The sequence below is a fragment of the Pseudomonas sp. S150 genome, from assembly GCF_004526365.1.
GTDB lineage: Bacteria > Pseudomonadota > Gammaproteobacteria > Pseudomonadales > Pseudomonadaceae > Aquipseudomonas > Aquipseudomonas putida_A.
Window position 1 is genome coordinate 4,189,375 of record NZ_CP038207.1, and the last position, 19,747, is coordinate 4,209,121.

General features: G+C 57.1%; 9 protein-coding genes. 3 read left to right on the forward strand and 6 right to left on the reverse strand.

Annotation, left to right across the window (positions count from 1 at the left end; genetic code table 11):
- The first annotated feature begins 24 nt into the window (after positions 1–24).
- Together E3Z29_RS19075 and E3Z29_RS19080 are read left to right on the forward strand one after the other, a co-directional pair.
- Complete coding sequence (locus E3Z29_RS19075) at positions 25–510, forward strand: flavin reductase family protein (RefSeq protein ID WP_003225754.1); 486 nt, start codon at positions 25–27, stop codon at positions 508–510.
- A gap of 159 nt (positions 511–669) precedes the next feature.
- A complete protein-coding gene (locus E3Z29_RS19080) occupies positions 670–1,713 on the forward strand; it encodes an LLM class flavin-dependent oxidoreductase (protein WP_134786620.1) in 1,044 nt (347 codons plus the stop codon).
- Between the two features lie 422 nt (positions 1,714–2,135).
- Here the strand turns inward: E3Z29_RS19080 and E3Z29_RS19090 are convergent, their stop codons facing one another.
- Positions 2,136–2,666, reverse strand: a complete 531-nt coding sequence (locus E3Z29_RS19090) for a hypothetical protein (RefSeq protein ID WP_134787599.1) — start codon at positions 2,664–2,666, stop codon at positions 2,136–2,138.
- A 60-nt stretch (positions 2,667–2,726) separates the two neighbouring features.
- Here E3Z29_RS19090 and E3Z29_RS19095 point away from each other — a divergent pair, with 60 nt between their 5' ends.
- A complete protein-coding gene (locus E3Z29_RS19095) occupies positions 2,727–3,986 on the forward strand; it encodes an IS256 family transposase (protein WP_134786621.1) in 1,260 nt (419 codons plus the stop codon).
- A gap of 411 nt (positions 3,987–4,397) precedes the next feature.
- Here E3Z29_RS19095 and E3Z29_RS19100 read toward each other — a convergent pair whose 3' ends face one another.
- The 5 genes from E3Z29_RS19100 to E3Z29_RS19120 all read right to left on the reverse strand — a co-directional run bounded on the left by E3Z29_RS19100 (position 4,398) and on the right by E3Z29_RS19120 (position 19,716).
- Positions 4,398–4,631 carry a hypothetical protein gene (locus tag E3Z29_RS19100; protein WP_134786622.1) on the reverse strand — a complete coding sequence of 78 codons (234 nt, stop codon included), beginning with the start codon at positions 4,629–4,631 and terminating at the stop codon, positions 4,398–4,400.
- Positions 4,632–5,315: 684 nt separating this feature from the next.
- The gene (locus tag E3Z29_RS19105; protein ID WP_134786623.1) at positions 5,316–5,708 is read right to left on the reverse strand and encodes a hypothetical protein; all 393 of its coding nucleotides are present in this window, start codon (positions 5,706–5,708) and stop codon (positions 5,316–5,318) included.
- Positions 5,709–5,710: 2 nt separating this feature from the next.
- On the reverse strand, positions 5,711–17,374 hold the full coding sequence (locus tag E3Z29_RS19110; protein ID WP_134786624.1) for a filamentous hemagglutinin N-terminal domain-containing protein: 11,664 nt from the start codon (positions 17,372–17,374) through the stop codon (positions 5,711–5,713).
- Positions 17,375–17,398: 24 nt separating this feature from the next.
- Positions 17,399–19,105 (reverse strand): ShlB/FhaC/HecB family hemolysin secretion/activation protein, encoded by a 1,707-nt coding sequence (locus E3Z29_RS19115; RefSeq protein WP_134786625.1) that lies wholly within the window; start codon positions 19,103–19,105, stop codon positions 17,399–17,401.
- A gap of 200 nt (positions 19,106–19,305) precedes the next feature.
- Entirely contained in the window at positions 19,306–19,716 is a 411-nt protein-coding gene (locus E3Z29_RS19120; RefSeq protein ID WP_134786626.1) for a hypothetical protein, read from the reverse strand.
- Positions 19,717–19,747: the final 31 nt, after the last annotated feature.

Sequence of the window (19,747 nt, forward strand, 5' to 3'; positions counted from 1 at the left end):
GTCACAACACCCGAGGACCGTCCAATGATCGATGCTGCCATCTACAAACAAGTCATGGGCTCGTTTCCGTCCGGCGTCACCGTCATCACCACGCTGGACGATGACGGCCAGATCGTCGGCCTCACCGCCAGCGCCTTCAGTTCACTGTCGATGGACCCGGCCCTGGTGCTGTTCTGCCCCAACTACAGTTCCGACTCCTACCCTGTGCTGATCAAGAACAAGCGCTTCGCGATCCACGTCCTGTCCGGCGGCCAGCAAAGCGAAGCCTATGCCTTCGCCCGTAAAGGCAAGGACAAGGCGCAGGGCATCGAGTGGACGTTGAGCGAGCTGGGCAACCCGATCCTGGCCAATGCGACGGCTATCATCGAGTGTGAGTTGTGGCGCGAATATGAAGGCGGCGACCACGCGATCATGGTCGGCGCGGTGAAGAATCTGATCGTCCCGGAGCAGCACACCGGGCCGCTGGTGTATTGCCACGGCAAGATGGGCGCCCTGCCCGTTCTGGCTTGAGCAAAATTTCACCCCCACACAAATCCACTGTGGGAGGGGGCTTGCTCCCGAAGGCGATGTGTCAGCCACCAGAGATGTCGATTGATCCAGCGCCTTCGGGAGCAAGCCCCCTCCTACACAGTTTTGTAGCCTCAACAACAAAAGATCCGAGGAAGCGTCATGAAATTTTCCCTGTTCATCCACATGGAACGCTGGGACGAAAGCGTCAGCCACCGCCAACTGTTCGAAGACCTGACCGAACTGACCCTGATGGCCGAGGCCGGCGGTTTCAGCACCGTGTGGATCGGCGAACATCACGCGATGGAATACACCATCTCGCCGAGCCCGATGCCACTGCTGGCCTACCTCGCCGCCAAAACCACCACCATCCACCTCGGCGCCGGCACGATCATCGCGCCGTTCTGGCACCCGCTGCGGGTGGCCGGTGAATGCGCGCTGCTCGACGTCATCAGCAACGGACGCATGGAAGTCGGCCTGGCGCGTGGCGCCTATCAGGTCGAATTCGATCGCATGGCCGGCGGAATGCCCGCCTCCAGCGGCGGTCAGGCCCTGCGCGAAATGGTCCCGGTGGTCCGCGCCCTGTGGCAAGGCGACTACGCCCACGACGGCGACATCTGGAAATTCCCCACGTCCACCAGCGTGCCAAAACCGATCCAAAAGCCCAACCCACCAATGTGGATCGCCGCCCGCGACCCGGATTCACACAACTTCGCCGTGGCCAACGGCTGCAACGTGATGGTCACGCCGTTGATGAAAGGCGACGAAGAAGTCGTCGACCTGAAAAACAAATTCCAGGCCGCACTGGACAACAACCCCGACGTCCCGCGCCCGCAATTGATGGTACTGCGCCACACCCACGTGCACTCGGCTGACGACCCAGAAGGCTGGAAAGTTGGCGCCAAGGCGATCTCGCGTTTCTACCGCACCTTCGATGCGTGGTTCGGCAATAAGGAAGTACCGGTCAACGGCTTCCTCGCCCCGAGCCCGGAAGAGAAGTTCGCCGGGCGTCCAGAGTTTGAGCTGGAGAGCCTGCACAAGACGGCGATGATTGGTACGCCGGAAGAGATTATTCCGCGGATCAAGTATTACCAGGAACTGGGGGTGGATGAGTTCAGTTTCTGGTGTGATAACAGCTTGCCGCATGCGGAGAAGAAGAAGTCGTTGGAGTTGTTTATCAGGGACGTGGTGCCGGCGTTTCGATAAACACTTAGCCGGTTCAGCCCGGTAAATGAAAACGCCCCGATAGAGTTCGGGGCGTTTTAGTTTTACGTGGACTCATCGTCCCAAAAATTTCCGGCAGGCGCATATTGTCCATCTCGGAAAACGGCGCACCAACCAAAGCTTCGGCAGAACATTTCAAGATCAATAATCTGGTAAAGGTCTTCGCCAATTATGCTTAAGGTAATCAGACTATTGGCATAGTGGGTGTATTGACCACCCGCCCCGGCGACCGCATGTCGTTCCAGCTCCTCACAATTCCAGCCAGATACGATCCCCGGACGATTCAGGAACTGTATCCGAGAAGGAGATTTCGAATTGCGTTGAAACTTTGCAAAGGCACGGAATCCGTCGCTTTTTGAGCAAATCATCAGTGATCAGGTTGTCAGGGAAATCAATGGTTAATTTCAAACGGGTGGGGCTCCGATGAGAACACTTTGATCCGGCCGGCTAACATCGTAAACATGCTGCTCGCAACCCTGCCCGACAAACTGAAACTCCACCAGGTAGACCTTGCTTCGTTCCGGCGTAAAGGTACTGATCAGCGGCCCGCAGCTGTATGTATTGCCGGTGCCCATGCCGTTGGAACGCCCCGATACCTCAAAGGGTTCGTCAGCATTGGCTTGAGTTTCCAGCTGAGGGAAGTGCTTGAACGTGGCGCTATTGGCCGCTTCGTTAAGCTTGGCGATCCAGCCGAACACCTTGCCTCGCCCGGAATCCACCACAGTACCCAGCACTTCCATTCGTTGATCGCGATCTGAAGCCCGGCGAACCGAGAACTCGACAGGGTATGTGTAGCCTGTCGAGTTCATGATGACTTTGGCGTGTTGTGCATCTGGCGTTACCGTTTTTTGCTGAAGTTGGACACCCTCCTTTAAAAGACTGGGGGAAGAGTCTCTGACGTGGGTGTTGCAGCCTGAAAGTATGAGAAACAACATAAACAACAGGGAGTGTCATAAATTTTGTGTTCGGGCATAACATGTCGCAGAGGTGCATGTATGCCGCCCAAAAAGAAACCGGCCCGAGAGGCCCAGCGTGACCTTCCTTCCATTCCCCAAGAGCTGATCGACCAGTTCGTCAGCGGCCCGATGAGTGCCGACGCTATTCAGGATGCCGCGATGGCGTTTAAGAAAGCGCTGATCGAGCGAGCCCTTGGCGCCGAGATGGGGCACCACCTTGGTTATCCTCAGGGCGCGGAGCGCCCTGAGGATTCGAGTAATCAGCGTAATGGCAGAAGCAGCAAGACCGTGCTGACCGAAGACGGCCCGTTGCGTCTGGATATTCCCAGAGACTGCGACGGCAGTTTCGCCCCGATCCTGATCCCCAAGCACGAGCGCCGTTTCACGGGTTTCGACGACAAAATCATCGCCATGTATGCCCGTGGCATGAGCGTTCGCGAGATTCGTGCTTTCCTCTCGGAACAGTACGGCACAGATGTCTCTCATGACTTCATCAGCTCCGTCACCGATGCGGTTCTGGAGGAAGTCAGTACCTGGCAGCAACGCCCGCTTGAGCCCATGTATCCGGTCATTTTCTTCGATGCTCTGCGGGTCAAGATCCGTGACGAAGGCGTGGTTCGCAATAAGGCCATCTACTTGGCTCTGGGCGTGCTGCCGGATGGGACCCGAGATATTTTGGGGATCTGGATCGAGAACACTGAAGGTGCCAAGTTCTGGATGAAGGTCTTCAATGACCTCAAAACCCGGGGCGTCGAAGACGTGCTGATCGCGGTAACTGACGGGCTCAAAGGTATGCCGGAGGCTTTGAGTGCGGTGTTTCCAGAGACAACGCTGCAGACATGCATCGTCCATTTGATCCGCAACAGCCTTGATTACGCGGCGTGGGACAAGCGCCGTGAACTGGCCAAGGCCCTTAAGCCGATTTATCAAGCTCTCAATGCCGATGTCGCCGAACAGGCTCTGGACGCCTTCGAAGCGGGGCCGTGGGGCAAGCAGTATCCGACGATAGCGGCGGCTTGGAGACGCGCCTGGGAGCGGGTTATCCCATTTTTCGTGTTCCCACCCGCGATACGCAAAGTGATCTACACCACCAACGCGATCGAAAGCATCAATTCGCAGTTACGCAAGATCATCAAGACAAGAGGCCACTTTCCAACCGATGAGGCGGCGACAAAACTGATCTGGCTGGCGCTGAAAAACATCACCGCCAACTGGGGCAGCGCCGCCCATGACTGGAAAAGCGCCATGAATCAGTTTGCGGTTTTATATGGAGACCGATTCATCAGGCCGAACTGGTGAAATGAAGGCCTGCCTGACGGCAGGCCATTACCGGCCCGCACACAAAAAATCTGACACTCTCAAACAACATAAACAACAATGGCATTTTGGCCAATTTTTGACACTCCGCTCCAGCGTTACAACGGCCCAACACTGACAATTGAGCCCACGAAGATTCACGAGCCATCAACGGGTAATTGAACGGCTCAATAACCCACGTCACCAGAACCCGCGGCGACGTGCTATCTGTATCGCGACACTCCTCTTATAACCCGCCCAGAAGGTTCTTGTATTTCTCACAAACTGAACTGTGGGAAAGAATAGAATCGTCCACGTCATTTAAAACACAAGGCCAAGCTTCCGCAAAACTCAAAAAAACCTTCAAGTAAATTAACTTCGCATGCTCGGTATGATCGAGGTTAAGCTCAATCATTACCTGCGGCTCCCCCCCAAGACATCCTGCCACCCTTGCAGATCTTCGGCATCGTAAAATTCTTCAAGAACATCTTTTGAATGCAATGCCAGCCAGATTTCCGAATTGCCCTCGCTAACGCCGCCCCGAAAGGGCTTGCCGGAACTCACGAACCCACCGTGCGCCAAGATGATTTCTTTGAAGTCTTCTGTGTTCAACTCTTCTGATGAAATGATCATTGCCGATAACGACATGGTTATAACCCTCCTCTGCTTGCACCATACAAAAAGAGCTGATCCAAAGTATTTATCACCTTGACACCTAATTTCTCGTAGGACTTTATCTGCTGGGGTTAACGGGGACAGACCACATTTTAGGAGTGCTTTCCAAACGTGGTCTGTCCCCATTTACCCACCGGATGAATTACCATTTTCGCTCTAACAGGATTCATTTCAATGCATCGATAACAGCACAACAAATATCGTTCACTCTCTACAAGGCAGGAACGATACCGGCTTTTCCACAAACTTCCGCTGCGACCATACGTACGATTTATATATTGGACTCATCTCTGACCAACACCTTTCATCAGCAGCCTTGCGCTGTTGGCATGATGAGGACTGACTAACAAATGAATATGATTAGTCATTAGGCACTACGCATGAATATCACAATTACTTTTTAAACCCTGTTCGACCAAAAGCTCCAGGTAAAAAAGGTAGTCTTCCTTCGTAAAAAAAACAAACAGATCTATTATTTCCTCGTTGAATCAAGTGCTGTGGTACGCCTGGTATCAAAACTCGGGGTCTACGCGGCATCAATGAGTCCTTTCAATTGGTCGAACTGAAAGCTTAGCGCGCTGCAAGACTCAAATGACGGCAAAATTTTACGGATTGTTTCAGCCAATTATATTAAACGTGGTCTATCCCATTTGTCCCCTACAAATAATCAAGCCAATCATCGGACTTTATGCCTTGATTCGTCCTAAGAAACTCATCATACCGAGTCTTATTCTTCTCAAGACTGTCATCCTCAAGATCTATACAAATAAAGCTCCCCCCTCTCTCTTCAACAAATATAGAGGTTGCCTTAACCTTTGCCGGCAAGACATCCTCTAAAACACCGGCAATCCTCGCCCGATGAAAAATAGAACTTTTTCCGCCACCCAAAGGAAGAATTTTATCCATTATGGAAAACATTATTTCTGGCCTGGATATTTCAACCCTATCACCTTCCTCGTAATTTTCAGAATACTCCTCAGGCACGAGAAAGAGCCTAAAACCAATAACCACAAGCCACCCTTCCAACTCAACAACGTCGCCAGTATTCATGACTATTTTCCTATAACAATCGCATTAACACCGCCTGACATTACGCCATCCAGCATTCCCTGCATGACACCTCGCGGACCAGCAAACGAATCCCGCGTCATATAATAATTTACTCCTCCAACAGACTTGACACCGTCAACTATAAGAAAATGCCTTTGCTGCCCCGCAGGAACTTGCACAATAACACTCAAGCCTTCTTTCAGCGCCTGATTTAGTTGTTCCGGCATCATGGACAGATCAATGGTATTTTTTATGCCGGAACCGGATATCACATCTGACAGTTCTACCGTATTGACGCCAGATGGTCTGATTCCATTTGCAAAATTACCAATTACACTTTCAAGGCTAATAGTTTTTCCCGTGTTATCACTGATGACCATGGCTGCACACGCTGGCCCACATACAGGTGCATTGCCCTGCATCACCATCGTTCCGACTGGCTCATACGGGATAGTTTTGGCGGCAGTTGAAGCGGTACCACCTGCGCCATCAACAATTGCTCCTGCACCTCCCACTGCCTTGGAGGCCGTAAGGACTGGGAGAATCGCACCCGCGATGGCACCACCGTCTCCTAACGCATCAAGAAAAAGTTTACCCCATTGCCCTTGCAGCAGGTATTGCGACTTTTGAGTTTCTCCGGCTGTTTCTCGCAAACACGAGATAGTGCCACAGCTCAGGTTCGCCATTTTTACGCTGACTAAAGTGAAAGCCTTACAGAAATCCGACTGACAATTCAGCAGCAATTTCTCTCCCAGGGTCTTGCTGGCCTGGTCAAATTGAGCCTGCTCAGCCTCATTGAAACCATTCTGGCTATCGGCTATAGGCTTCCACTTGTTCAGCTCATTTTCCTGACATTGCACATCCTTCCCGCACGCCTCTACCAATTGCTTGGAAATGGCCTCTTTCTGCGCATGGGTCAAGTAGTTATTAGCTGTAGCCTGCTGTGCCACCCATCCTGCAACTTGTTGATCTTTATCGCTTCCTCCCGCTGCGGCAGCTACCGTCATGCCCAGCAGTTGAGAGGTCATGGCCAGTACTTGATCGTGCGCAGCACCCGGGAATATTTTCTCCCCGGCTAAGTCAATGAGTGCCTTGTTCGCGCCGGCAGCCAATGCGGAGGTTGCAAAGTCTCCACCGGCAGCTTCACCGATCAATCCACCGACAATCGCATGCACGGCGACTTTGGTTGGTAAACCACTGCCAAGAAGGCTATCACCGACTTTTTCGTAAATGGCACCGCTCAAGGCATCTGCCGCCAGGCCGATTACCGCCTGACTCAAGTTGTCTTTGAACTTCCCACCGTTGACAACAGTTTTCAGTGCCGAATTAACCGCCAATCGAACACCAATAGCCTGACCCGCAATGCCACCACTAACCCCAGCCGCTACATAATTTTTCAGACTGTCGGTTGAAGTGACATCCTTGATAACTGCTCCCAGATTCCCTCCATTATTGATCGTACTGATCACTGCGCCACTGGCAGCAGACGTCAACACAGCAGTTGCAGCAATATTCGCCCAACCGGCGGCAGTCGCCGTGCCTGCAAGCGAAGTTCCTGCAGCCGCCATGGCGGTTCCCGACCCTGCCGTCGCTCCAGCCGCCGTACCTACAGCGGCACTTGCTGCACCCGCAGTCAATGCGGTCACGATGATGATGATCGCCAACATCGCACCCTGACCAAGTCCAGAGTGGCTGTACTTGAAGCTCTCATGAGCCTCCTGCACCTTGCGCCAATCCACATCTCCGCGTTGCTCGGCGTCCTTCAACCAAGCTAACTGCGGATTAGCCTGCACCATTGTCTCAATGGTCTGACTCACCGTTTTCTGGTCGATTTGCCTGATATCAATCTTCAGGCCATCGACCGCTCTGATCACCAGATTCCCTTCCGCGGTCAATTCACTTTGTCGCAAGGTTTCGTCGGTGTGCCCCTTACCCTTCATAGAGTTCCAGGACAGACTACTACTGCTTTTTTCGTGACTTTCCTGCTTGAGGTCCTTTACCCCTTCAAAGGTCACGGAACCACCGCTTTGCACCATCAGGTTGTTACCGCTATCAAGCTTCGCCACTTGATAGCGCTGATCACCACCGCTGACCAAAATCAGGTCTCCACCTGTGGTGATTTCAGTGCCGACATGAGTGACGCTAGTGACTTCGTCGCGCTTGGTTTTTTTGCTGCCGAAGCTGCCCTTTTTCTTCATGTCATACAACGAGTAATCCGTGTCCTGCGCGGCAAGGATATCGATACGGTCCCCGGCCACCAGATAAGCCTCATCCCCTGAGGTGATACGGCTGGAGATCACCGCAAGATTCTGGCCCGCAGCCAACGCCACATCACCGCCTGCGGTAATACCGGACATGACCTGGCTAACGTGATCTTCCTGACGGGTAACTTTCTTATTCTTGGATAAAGAATGTTCTTCATCAGCAGCCGAACTAACAGTCAGGTTTTCCGTAGCTGACATCGCAAGGTCACGCTTGGCGTCGATCTGACTGGCGATGACTGTAAGATCACGACTCGCATCAGCCTTGAAGTCACGCCCGGCATCAATGTCAGCGCCCAATTGGGTGATGTCGCTGCTGTTGTGCCGATCGTCATGGAACACACTGTTGGTAACTTGCACCGACGACACGTTAATGTCGCGCCCCGCATTCAGGACCATGTCCTCGCCGCTTTTCATCACGCCGCCGGTGATGTTGATGTCCTTGGCCGCTTTGACGGTCAGGTCATTGGCCGCCTCGATCCGTGCGGCGTTGTCGGCGTAGTCATGATGCTGGGTGCCGAAGCGGGTGCTGTTGTCGGACGAGGTGATGGTGCGTTCGTTGATCACATCCCCGGTGCGAGTCGTCAGGTTCACATCGCGCCCGGTGATGATCCCGCCGGACTTGTTGACGATATTGTTGGTCGCCAACAGATCAAGTCGATTGCCCGCCTCAATCACTCCACTGTTGACCAGATCCTTACCCGCCGTCGCCGACAGATTATTCGTCGCCTTCAACGTCCCGACGTTATCCAGGTTTTCACCGGCAATCAGCGTCACATCATTACCGGCAATCAGCGCCCCGGTAGGACCCAGACGACCATTGGCCTGCGCCAGATAAACCACCGGCACCAGAACTTTTTCGCCGTTCACTTCGTGCTCTTCGAGCCAGACGATATCGTGGGTCAGCGCGGCGACTTGTTGCGAGGTGAGGCCGACGCCTACCGACAGGTTGAGGGCGTCCTTGCTGGCGATGGCGTTGTTCATCAGGTACTTGAACATGCCCTCGTTGGAGGTCTGGCCGTCGATGAACGCCTGGCCGGTGCGGGCGGTCACGGCTTGCTGGATCAGGCGTTGTTCGTAGAGGCCGTCGCCGAGGCGCTTGGCGCTCTGGTCAGGGTCGTAGCCGAGTTTTTCCAGCAGGTAGTCGGAGCTCATGAACGACTTGAGGTCGGTCAGCACCGGGTTGGTTTCGATCAGGTATTTGTGCGCGTTGGACGGCGCCATGGTGTCCGGCAGACCGGTGACGCGGGTCACCGGACGAGTGTCGATTGACTCCCTGGCGTCGTTGCCGCGGTCTTTCATGCCCGGACCGGCGGGTTTCACCGGCACGTTGACGTCGACCGTGCTGGCGACGGCCTGCACGATGCTCGGGGTGCGGTGGAACGTATCCACTGCGCGTGTGCTGTCGGAGACTGCAGGCGGGGCGTCAACGAAAAGGTTGCGCGGGCCACCACTGCTTCCGGCTACTACGTGTGCCTCGGTAGTGACGGTTTGCCCACCTACGGTCCAGGTTGGCGCCGGGCCGGTCGCGGCGACTGGCGCAGTATCAGCGGCGCCCTGGCCGCTCAGGCGGAACAGACCGTTTGCCCCGGTTGGCAGGGAAAAGCCTGGCAGGGACAGCGGGTTGACCTGCTGTTGGGCGAGGTCCGGCGGCAGTTGGCTGTTAAGGTGCACCAGCAACGGTTTACCTGTACCACCGCCTTGTGTGTTTTGGCGACGGTCGACTCCTGCACTGAAGCCGTAGTCTTGATGGATAACGCTGTTGGTCAGGTTCTGGGACGCGGTGATATTCACCTTGCCCCCCGCCTGCACCACAGCGCTCTGCACAGCCCCGCCATCGCGGGAAATTTCGATGTCACTTTCCGGCGTCAAATTGGCAAGAGCGGCTGGAATCGAAAGCAAATTGTTCGGGTCGTATTCTGATTTCTGACCCGTGGCCGGATGCTGATAGGCACCGTACTTCATGAGTTTCTGGCCGGTTTCCGCATCGACCAGAATATCGCGTACCTCTTCGCTCCCCTTGCGGAAAAACGTTTCCTTCGCATGCTTGCCAGTACGGAACTGCCCGGCATCATCCATGTAGTGGAACGTCAGCGGTCCATTATCATTGCGCTGGTTGTACTCCCAGACATCCCCACGCATGAAGCGTGAATACGTGCCGTCAGTAATGCCCGGCATCTTGTAGATCCGCGTGCGCTCGATAGTGCCGGCGGAAGCACCGACGTTGCTGAAGTTGGCAGCATTGACGGTGATGTCACGAGCAGCCACCACTTCACTGCGACTGTTGAGGAAGTCTCCACCGTTGAAAGTAAAGTTCCCACCGGACGTCAATTTCGCGCCGGGAGACTGATCGGACACGCCCCCTTCGTAAATTTCTTTCAGGCCAAAGTCGACGTAATAGGTATCACCGCTGCAGTCATTACACTTGGTTGCAATGAACCCGGAGACCAACTTTCGCGATACTTCAAACTTTTCTCCACGGTTGTTCAGTGTCGCGGCGTTGATCGACATATTGCCAACGCTTTCCATAGTCCCGGAAATGTTTTCCAGAATATTGGCCCGCTCTACACCTCCGTAACCCTTGATAGTCAGGTCGCCCAAACTGTAGAAGTCACCGTAGCTATTAGTGAGGTTAGCGACCTCAAGGTTGGTGTTCTCACCACTGAAAATCAGGCCACGATCATTCACCAGGTTCGGCGTCTTGATCGTTACCGACTGAGCGCCGCCCAAGGTGCCTGTATTGTTGAGGCTGCCGGCTTCAACGGTAAGATCTGCGTTGGATGTCAGACGTCCGGCGTTGTTGAGCAAGCCGCCAATCTTGATCTGCATATCGCCACCACTGGCGATACTGGAAACAGAATCGAGCGTCAATTGTGCTGCTGTGAGATTAATTCCGCCGACGCTCGACAGGCGTCCATTGCCGCTATAACTACCGCCCAGTTGCATATCGATGACGCCATCACTGGCGATCAAACCATTATTTATCCAATTACCACCGCGCGCCTGCAGCGACTCAGATGCGAGCAACTGTCCACTGGCGGTCTGGCTAAACTGCCGAACATTGACGTTCAAACGTCCAGCCTGGATGACACTGCTGTTGTTCCAGGTATCAGCATTGAGTTCCAGCAACCCACCGGTGGTGATGCTGCCACCCGCACCGATCACATTGACCGTGGAAATTTCGAACTTGCCGCGGCCGACGTGATTGAGTTGCCCGCCGTCATTGAGGAAGCTTCCGACGTTGACAGTCATGTCGGTGTTGGCGGTTTCCAGCACGCCGTTACGGTTGTCGAGCTGGCCGCCGATCTGCAAATCGGTCTTGCCCCAGTTGCCCAGCGAACGCAGACGACCATTCTGGTTGTTGACGCTGGCCGCCCTGACGGCGAGTTGCGTGTTGCTTTCAATGACGCCCGCAACGTTGCTCAGCGCGCCGCTGAGGCCGAAGTCGATGCGCTCACCGGCAATCTGCCCGGCGCCGTTGTCCAGATTGGTGCCGCTGACGCTCACCAGACCTTTGGCATAAAGCACACCGTTGCGGTTATCGAATCCGGCCGTGGTGATGTTCGCGTCTGTCGCTTGCGCGGAGATGCGTCCGCCGTTGTTGTCCAGCCCGGCCAGTGCCGACAGCTTCAGACCCTGTGCCTGAATGATGCCGCCCTGACGGTTGTTGTTGAGGTCGTAGCCATTGCGCAGCACACCTACCGTGCGCGCTTCGAGCGCGCCCTTGATGCTGGACAGAGTCCCGCCACGGTTATCGATATTGGCGGCGTTGATGCTCACATCACCGTTTTGTGCGATGACCTTGCCGCTCTGGTTGTCGAGGTCGCCGCTGACATCCAGGGTCAGGCCGTTTTCGCTTTGCAGCGCACCCTTGCCGTTGTTCAGGCTCGCCGCCTTCAGTTGCAGCGCGGAGTTCTGGCTGTAGATCAAACCGTCAGCGTTGTTGCGCACTGCGCCGCTGGCGGTGATCTGTAGCAGATCATTGGCGGCGATGGTGCCCTTGTTGCTGTTGTCCAGCGTGCCGGTCGACAGGTTCAGATTCTTCTGGCTGGCGAGTTGGCCGTTCTGGTTGCTCAGATCAGTCACGCCCTTGATCAGCACGGGGCCCGCGCCAGCCAGTCGGCCACCGTTGTTGTTGAGGTCGCCGCTGAGGTTGAGGGTGATCGCGTCGTTGCTGGCGATCTGGCCACCACTGTTGTCCAGTCGCGAAACCGTGGCGGTGATCGCCTGCTGCGCATTGATCGCGCCGCCGACGTTGGTCAGCGCCCCGTTCAGCGTGAGGAGCTGCCCTGCTCCGCTGCTCAAAATGCCTTTGTTGCTGTTATCGAGGCTGCCGGCCTTGACGGTCAGGCTGCCTTCGGCGACCAGCGCACCGGCGCCACTGTTGAGCAAAGCGTCTTTGAGATCGACCGCGACATCGCCGAGCTTGCTCGAGAGTGTGCCGCTGTCGCGGTTGTCGAGGCTGTTGCCGCTGACGCTCAACCCTTGCCAGCCGGACAGCAAGCCTTTCTGGTTGGTGATCGAGGTGCCACGCAGCAAGAGTTTTTCGCCGCTGATCAACTTGCCGGCGTTGTTATTCACGGCACGAGCGATGACGTCAAAACTCAGGTTGCTGGAGATCTCACCGCGCTGGTTGTTCAGATCGCGCAGACGCTTGAGGGTCAGCGGGCCTTTGGCGGTGAGCAGGCCGCTCTGGTTGTCGAGGTCGCCATTGGCCAGGTCCAGCGTGATGGCTTGGTCGCCCAACAGGCGGCCGCCGTTCTGGGTCAACGAAGTCAGGGTCAGATCGATGTCACCCGCGGCGGAGACTTCACCGCCATTGCTGGAATCCAGACCGATCGCGGTCAGCGTCAGGTTGCCCTTGCTGTTGATCAAACCCTTGTCGCGGTTGTTCAGCGCCATCGCATTGAGCGTGACCGCGCTGACACCCAGCAGCGTGCCGCTCTGGTTGTTCAGATCGGCGCTGCCGATGTTCAGCGCCTGCGCGGCACTGATCAGGCCGCTGGCAGCGTTGCGCAACAGGCCATCGACCGTAAGTTCAAGATCGCCACGGCTGACCAGGCTGCCACCGCTGTTGTTCAGGCTGCCTGCCCGCCCATCAATCGACGCCGCGCCGATCAGGCCCTTGACGTTATCCAGCGCGTTGGCAATGCGCAGGGTCAGGCCCTGATTGCTCAGGAGTTTGCCGTTGCTGTTGTCCAGGCTTTGCGCGGTCAGGGTGAACGCTTCAGTGCTGGAGATCGTGCCGCCCTGGTTGTTGACGCCGTTGAGTTGCTTTAGCAGCAGAGTGCCGGGCGCGCTGATCACGCCGTTGATGTTGTTCAACTGGCCGTGGTTCAGGTCCAGGCTAAGGCGCGTGTTGCTGAGCAGCTTGCCGCCCTGTTGATCGAAGCCGGTCACCGACGCGGTGAGTACGCCCTGGCTGCCGATGCTGCCGGCATCGCTGTTGGTCACCTGGCCGGCGACGAGATCGAGCGTGTCGGCGCTGCTCAGCGAACCGCTGCTGTTATCGAAGTCACCGGTCGTGACCGTGACCGCGCCTTTGCCGCTGAGCGTGCCCTTCTGCCGGTTATCCAGGCCGGTACTTTTCAGCACGAGGGCGCCATCGGTGACGATCCTGCCAGCCTGGTTATCGATGTTGCCGCTGCCGTCGAGGGTCAGATCCGCCGCGCTGGACAGGCTGCCACCGGTATTGCTCAGTTGCGCAGTATTGACGGTCAGCGCGCCTTCGCTGCTGACTTTGCCGAGGTGGTTGGTGAAGTCGCCGCTGAGGTTCAGCAGCATGTCCTGCTGGCTGAGCAATTCACCGCTGCTGTTGTCCAGCGTACGACCTTGCAGCTTCAGCAGCGTGCCCGTGTCGATCAGGCCTTTGTTGCGGTTTAACAACTGATCGACCGTGAGCGTCAGTGCCTGGCTGGTGAAGACCTTGCCGCCATCGCTGTTATCGAGTTTTTTACCGGTCAGCAGCAGATCGCTGTTGGTGGAGATTTCGCCGCCACGGTTGTCCAGCTCAGCGACCGTCAGGGTCATCGCCTTGGTCGAACCGAGCAAGCCACCCTGGCGGTTGTCGAGGGTCTCGGCGCTCAGTTTGAGCATACCGGTGGCGATCAGTTTACCGTTCTGGTTGTTCAGGTTTTTGACCTGAACACTGGCATCGGACTTGCCGGCAATGCTGCCCTGCTGGTTGATCAGCGTATCAGCGGTCAGCGTCAGTTCACCGTCGGCGATGAGTGTGCCGGACTGGTTGTTCAAGGTCTTGTCGGTGGTCAGCACCAGGGGGCCACGACTGCTGATCAAGCCATCCTGGTTCTCGAGGCTGACAGAATGGCTGTCGAGTGCCGCCGCAGAAATAACACCTTTGAGGTTATTCAGGGCTTGAGCAATGCGCAGCGTCAGCCCTTGCTGGCTGATCAGCTTGCCGTTGCTGTTGTCCAGCTCATTGGCGGCGAGGGTGAATGCTTGCTGGCTGGAGATCTCGCCGCTCTGGTTGTTCACGCCATTGAGGTTTTTCAGCAGCAGCGTGCCGGGCGCGTTGATCAGACCGTTCTGGTTGTTCAATTGGCCGTGGTTCAAATCAAGGGTCAGGTCGGATTTGCTGAACAGCTCGCCACCCTGCTGATCCAGCCCGGTGACCGATACGTTCAACGCTTGCTGGCTAGCAATCCGGCCAGTGGCGTTGTTGACCTGAGCGGCCTTGAGCGTCAGAGACGCTTCACTGGTGAGTTTGCCGCTCAGGCTGTTATCGAAGTCACCGGTATCGACATGACTGGCGCCTTTGGCGCTGATCAAACCTTTCTGGCTGTTATCGAGGCTGGCGCTGGTCAGGGTCAAGGAGCTGTCGGTGTTGATCGAACCCGCCCGATTGAGCACCGCGCCACGACTGGTTACCGACAATACGCTGGCTGTGCTCAGGCTACCGGCGCTGTTGTCGAACCGGCCAAGATTGGCCGTCAGCGTGCCCTCGCTGCTGATAGTGCCCTGCGCGTTGATCAAGGCATCGTCGAGGGTAATCACCAGACCGTTGAGACTGTTGAAGCGACCGCCGCTGTTATCCAGGCTGCTGCCGGTCAGCGTGGTTGCGCCCTTGGCGTTGATCAGGCCTTGATTCAGGTTGATCAGTTTCGCCACGGCGAGGCTCAGATCGGTGCCGGCCAGCAGCTTGCCGCCGTCGCTGTTGTCCAGGCGCTGGCCCTTGATGTTGAGCAGCAGACTGCTGGAGATTTCGCCGTTGCGGTTGTCGATGTCGTCGACAGTCAGGGTCAGCGCTTTTGTGGTGCCGACCAGACCGCCATTGCGGTTGTCGAGCGTCTTGCCGGTCAGGCTCAGATTGCCCTGAGCGACCAGCGCACCACCCTGCTGTTGCAGCAACCCGATGGCCGCAGTCAGATCACCTTGGCTGGAGATCCGACCTGCGGCGTTTTGCACTTCGCCCGCGTTGAGGCTGACCGGACCGACCGCACTGATGAGTCCGCCGCTGTTGTCCAGACGTGTACCGGCGTAAGCGATACCGGACTTGCCGGTGATCTGGCCTTTGTCGCGGTTGTCCAGGCGATCGACGTTGAGCGTCAGTTGCTGATCAGCCTGGATCACGCCTGTGCGGTTGTCTGCCGTATCGCTGCGCAGTGCCAGTGTGGTTTTGCCGATGACTTTGCCGTCGCGGTTGTCGAGGCTGCCGGCTTGCGCATCGATGGCGCCCTTGGCGGTGATGTCGCCTTTGTTGCGGTTGTCGAGTGCGCCGCGCAGACGCACGGTCAGGCTACCGTCGCTGACGAGCACACCGCCATCGCGGTTATCCAGGCTGGCCGCCTGCAGACTCACCAACTGGCCGGAGCCGAGCACGCCATCACGGTTGTCCAGCGCGCCGCTGAGGTCGATATTCAACCCCAGATCGCCAAGGATCTGACCGCTACGATTATTCACTGCCGCCGCGTTGAGACGGGTGACGCCACTGCTGGAAACCTCACCGTTGCTATTGTCCAACTGGCCAAGATTGCCGTTCAGGTTGCCTGCGCTGTGGATCAGTCCTCGCGTGTTGAATAGCTGATTGGCGCTGACGTTCACTGTCGCGGTACCGAGCACACGGCCGGCATTGCGGTTGTCTAGTGTGTTAGCGCTGACCGTCGTGGTTTGAGCGCTCAACGTACCGCCCTGGTTGTTCAGGGTTTGAGCGGTGGCGACCGTGAGACTGCGGCTCGCCACCAGACTCTTGCCGCTGTTGTTGAGGTTCTGCGCACTCAGGCTCAGATCACCGTTGGCGTTACGTCCGCCGTCGGCATTGACCCCGGCCTCGATGACTCCGGCGTTGGTCAGCTGACCACCGGCACTGAGGTTGATACTGTCGCGGGCAGCCAGGGTCTGGCGGTTGGTCAGATTGCCTTGGGTTTGCACGTTCAATGCCGTGCCGGCATACACCGGACCGCGCGCATCGAGGCTGGCCGACTTGACGTTGACCGCACCGGTCGCCGAGGTATCGGCCAGGCTCAATTGACCATTAGCATCAAGCTGAATATCGCCACCGCTGGCGATCAGTTTACCGTCGAGCTTCACCCCGACCCCGGCCTCGGTGCCAACCAGTTTGATCGCCCCGGCATACATGCCGCCGAGTGCCGAGGAGTCGATTGCCAGTTGCGGTTTGGTGCTGCCGTCATCGGCACGGGCCGTGGCATTCAGGGTCTGTGCGTTGACGTCGTTGCGCCCGGCAACGATGGTCAGGTTCTGCGCCTGGATTTCGGCATTGATCTTCGCGCTACGGGTGATGATTTCGAAGCGGTCGACGTTGGTCGCGTTAAGGCCGGCGCCTTCAATGGCCACAGAACCCTGATCAACCTGAAAACGATCCAGCCGCCCCGCGCCATCCAGCACCGGTTTGCCGGTGGTCAACGTGACCCTTGGCGCATTGATGAAACCGCAACCATTACAGGTGATGCCATACGGATTGGCCACGATCACTCGCGCCGACTGCCCCGCCACTTCGGTGTAACCGCGCAACTGGCTTGGGTTGCCGCTGATGACTTCGTTGAGAATCGCTTGCGCCGAGCCGCTGTTTTTCAGGTTCGGGTTGCCGATGATGTGGCCGCCCAATTGTGTGTTCGACGTCTGGCTCGAGCCGTTGTTGAGGATGACACCCTGCGCGCCGACGTTGTAATCGTGGAACTGGTTATGCGACAGCCCGCTGCCGTTGGGCGTGGCGATGTTGATGATCGGCACACCGTTACCGGCACGATCCAGCGCGGTGTTCGGGTTGGCCACGACAATGCCGTCGGCCTGCGCCCACATCGGTTGCCAGAACATGACGTTCGCCAGCAGGAACGCCAGCCCGCGCTTGGGCATGCCCAGAAACGACTCACGGTTTTTTACGGCCGCAGAAGGCTGGCCTGCAAGGAAGGCGAACTGACGAACATCCATGTCGATGGTCTCGAAGAATTTGAATTAGATGAAAAAGTCGAGGCGGAAATAGATCGGCGCTTCACGCTCGGTCAGCACGTCCGGGCGTTCGAGGGAGTGCGCAAAGGTCACGCTGGCGGCCACGTGCTCGCCACGGGCGAACAGTTCCAGCGAGTTGCTCGACATGCGTCCGTGCTGATCACCGTTGTAACGGTCGCCGCGAATCACGCCCTGGTCGTAACCGAGGCTGGTGCCGTATTCAGCGAACACCGGGCGCAGCCATTCGGCCGTGACCGGTCGGCTCCAGCGCAGATCGTTGCGCCAGTAGCCGCCGCTGTCGCCGGACAGCGACTGATCCTTGTAGCCACGGATCGACGACAGCCCGCCGAGGCTGGTGCGTTGTGAACTGAACAGCACGTCCTCGCTGCGCTGGCCGGTCATCAGGCTGCTGAAGCTGAAGGATTCGCCCCAGACCTTGAACGGTTGCAGGTAGCTCAGGGTCGCGGTGTATTTGCGGTAGCGTGCGTCCGGTTCGCCGGGGCCTGGATCGTGGCTGCCCTGCGCGTCGAAGGCGCCGATGCCTTCCTGCATGCCGGCGTCGAAGTTGATGAAGGCGCTGCCGATGCGGCGACCGTGGTTGAAGCCGAACTGCGCTTCGCTGATGCGGTTGCTGCTCAGCTTGAGCTTGCTGTCTTCGATGAAGTTGTTGGTGCGCAGGTAGGACAGCCCGGCGCTGAGCGAGGTCTTGCTCACCGAGTCACGATGGATCACCCGCTCGGCGCGCAGCTGATGGTTTTCGCTGTCGCCGGTCTGCTTGAAGTTGTAGCCGTTGGCGGCGATCTGCGAGCGGTAGTCACTCTGGCTGTAGGTGTAGCTGAAGTTCCACCAGCCCCACGGCAGGTTGTAATTGAGCATGGCGTTGCTGGAGGTGTGCTGGTGATCGGTCATTGCATCGTGACCGCCGCGCAGGCTCAACTGATCGGCCAGGCCCAGCGGGCTGTCCCAATCGAAGGTGGTGCCCCACTGCTGTTCGCCGGTGCTGCGCTGGCCGTCGTTGCTGCGCGACAGTCCGGCCCGCCATGGCTTCTGCGGCGTATTGGTGACCAGCACCTCACTGCCGCCGACGTTCTTGCCCGGCGCCAGCTCCATCTTGGCCTGATTGGACGGCAGGCGATTGAGCTGATCGACCATCTGCTCGATCTCGCGCAGGTTGACCAGATCGCCGGACTTGCCGGGAAACGCCATCGCCAGTTCACGCTCCGAAAGCTTGCTGTTCTCGGCGCCTTTCATGCCTTCGAGCTTGCCTTCGACCACCAGCACTTTCAGATGCCCGCCAGACAGATCCTGCTGCGGCAGGTAGGCGCGGCTGGTGACCAAGCCTTTCTCGATGTAATGGTCGGTGATGACCTTGAGCAACTCGTTGAGTTGCGGCACCCCGAGGCACTGGTCGATGTAGGGCTTGAGCAAGCGGGTTTTGTCGCTGTCGGACAGACTGTCGGCGCCCTTGAGCTCGATGTCCTTGATCGGGAAACAGCGGGTGTCGGTGGGCGCTGCCGGTTGCGCAGGCTTGGCATCTTTGCCGGGCAAGTCCTTGAGTTCTTCCAGACGCCGCTGCTGCTCTTCAAGCAGGCGATTCTGGCGATCGCGGATCAGGTCGGTTTCACCGGGAGTGGGTGCAGCGAAGGCAATCTGAAGTGGAGACAGGCACAGCAAAGCTGCGCACAACCTCGCCGCGAGGGCGGGTGGGTACATGTTCGATCCCTCGATACGGAATGACATCAAAATAGTGGCGCGATATTAGATGGCCATCATTTTGACGTCAAACAATCGTTTCAACCTTTTGTCGGGTTTGTATCAAGGAATTAACAATGGAAGCAGGAGCCGCTAAGCCATGAAAAAAGGGGCGCATCCATTGGCCAGAATGGATGCACCCCTTTCTTGCGCAAACTGACTCAACCGCGAATACGGTGCTCGGTGAACTCGTAGTCTTCCTGGCAATCGCCCGAAGGGTCCTTCGCCACATTGACGTAATGCACCGTGTCGGCATCGATCAGTTTGTAGGTATAGATATCGGGCAGGGGCACGCCGGCGGTGCGCAACTCGTTCTTGCCGTTGGCCGCCTTCCAGATGCCGTGTTCGGTCTGGATCGGCTGGGTCTGCTGGGCATCCCGGAAGAAAGTAATGTTGAAGGTGCCGTCAGGCTTGAAGTTGTTTTTCCAGGACAGGAACTGGCACTTGCCGTTTTCCGACCGCACACCTTTCCATGAACCGATCAGGGATGGATCGTTGCCCGGTTTGTTGGCGGCACAGCCACCCAGTGTTGCAGCCAGGACGATGAGTGCCAGGCAGAGATTGCGTTTCACTTGGTATTTCCTTTCTTCAACTGAATTCGAT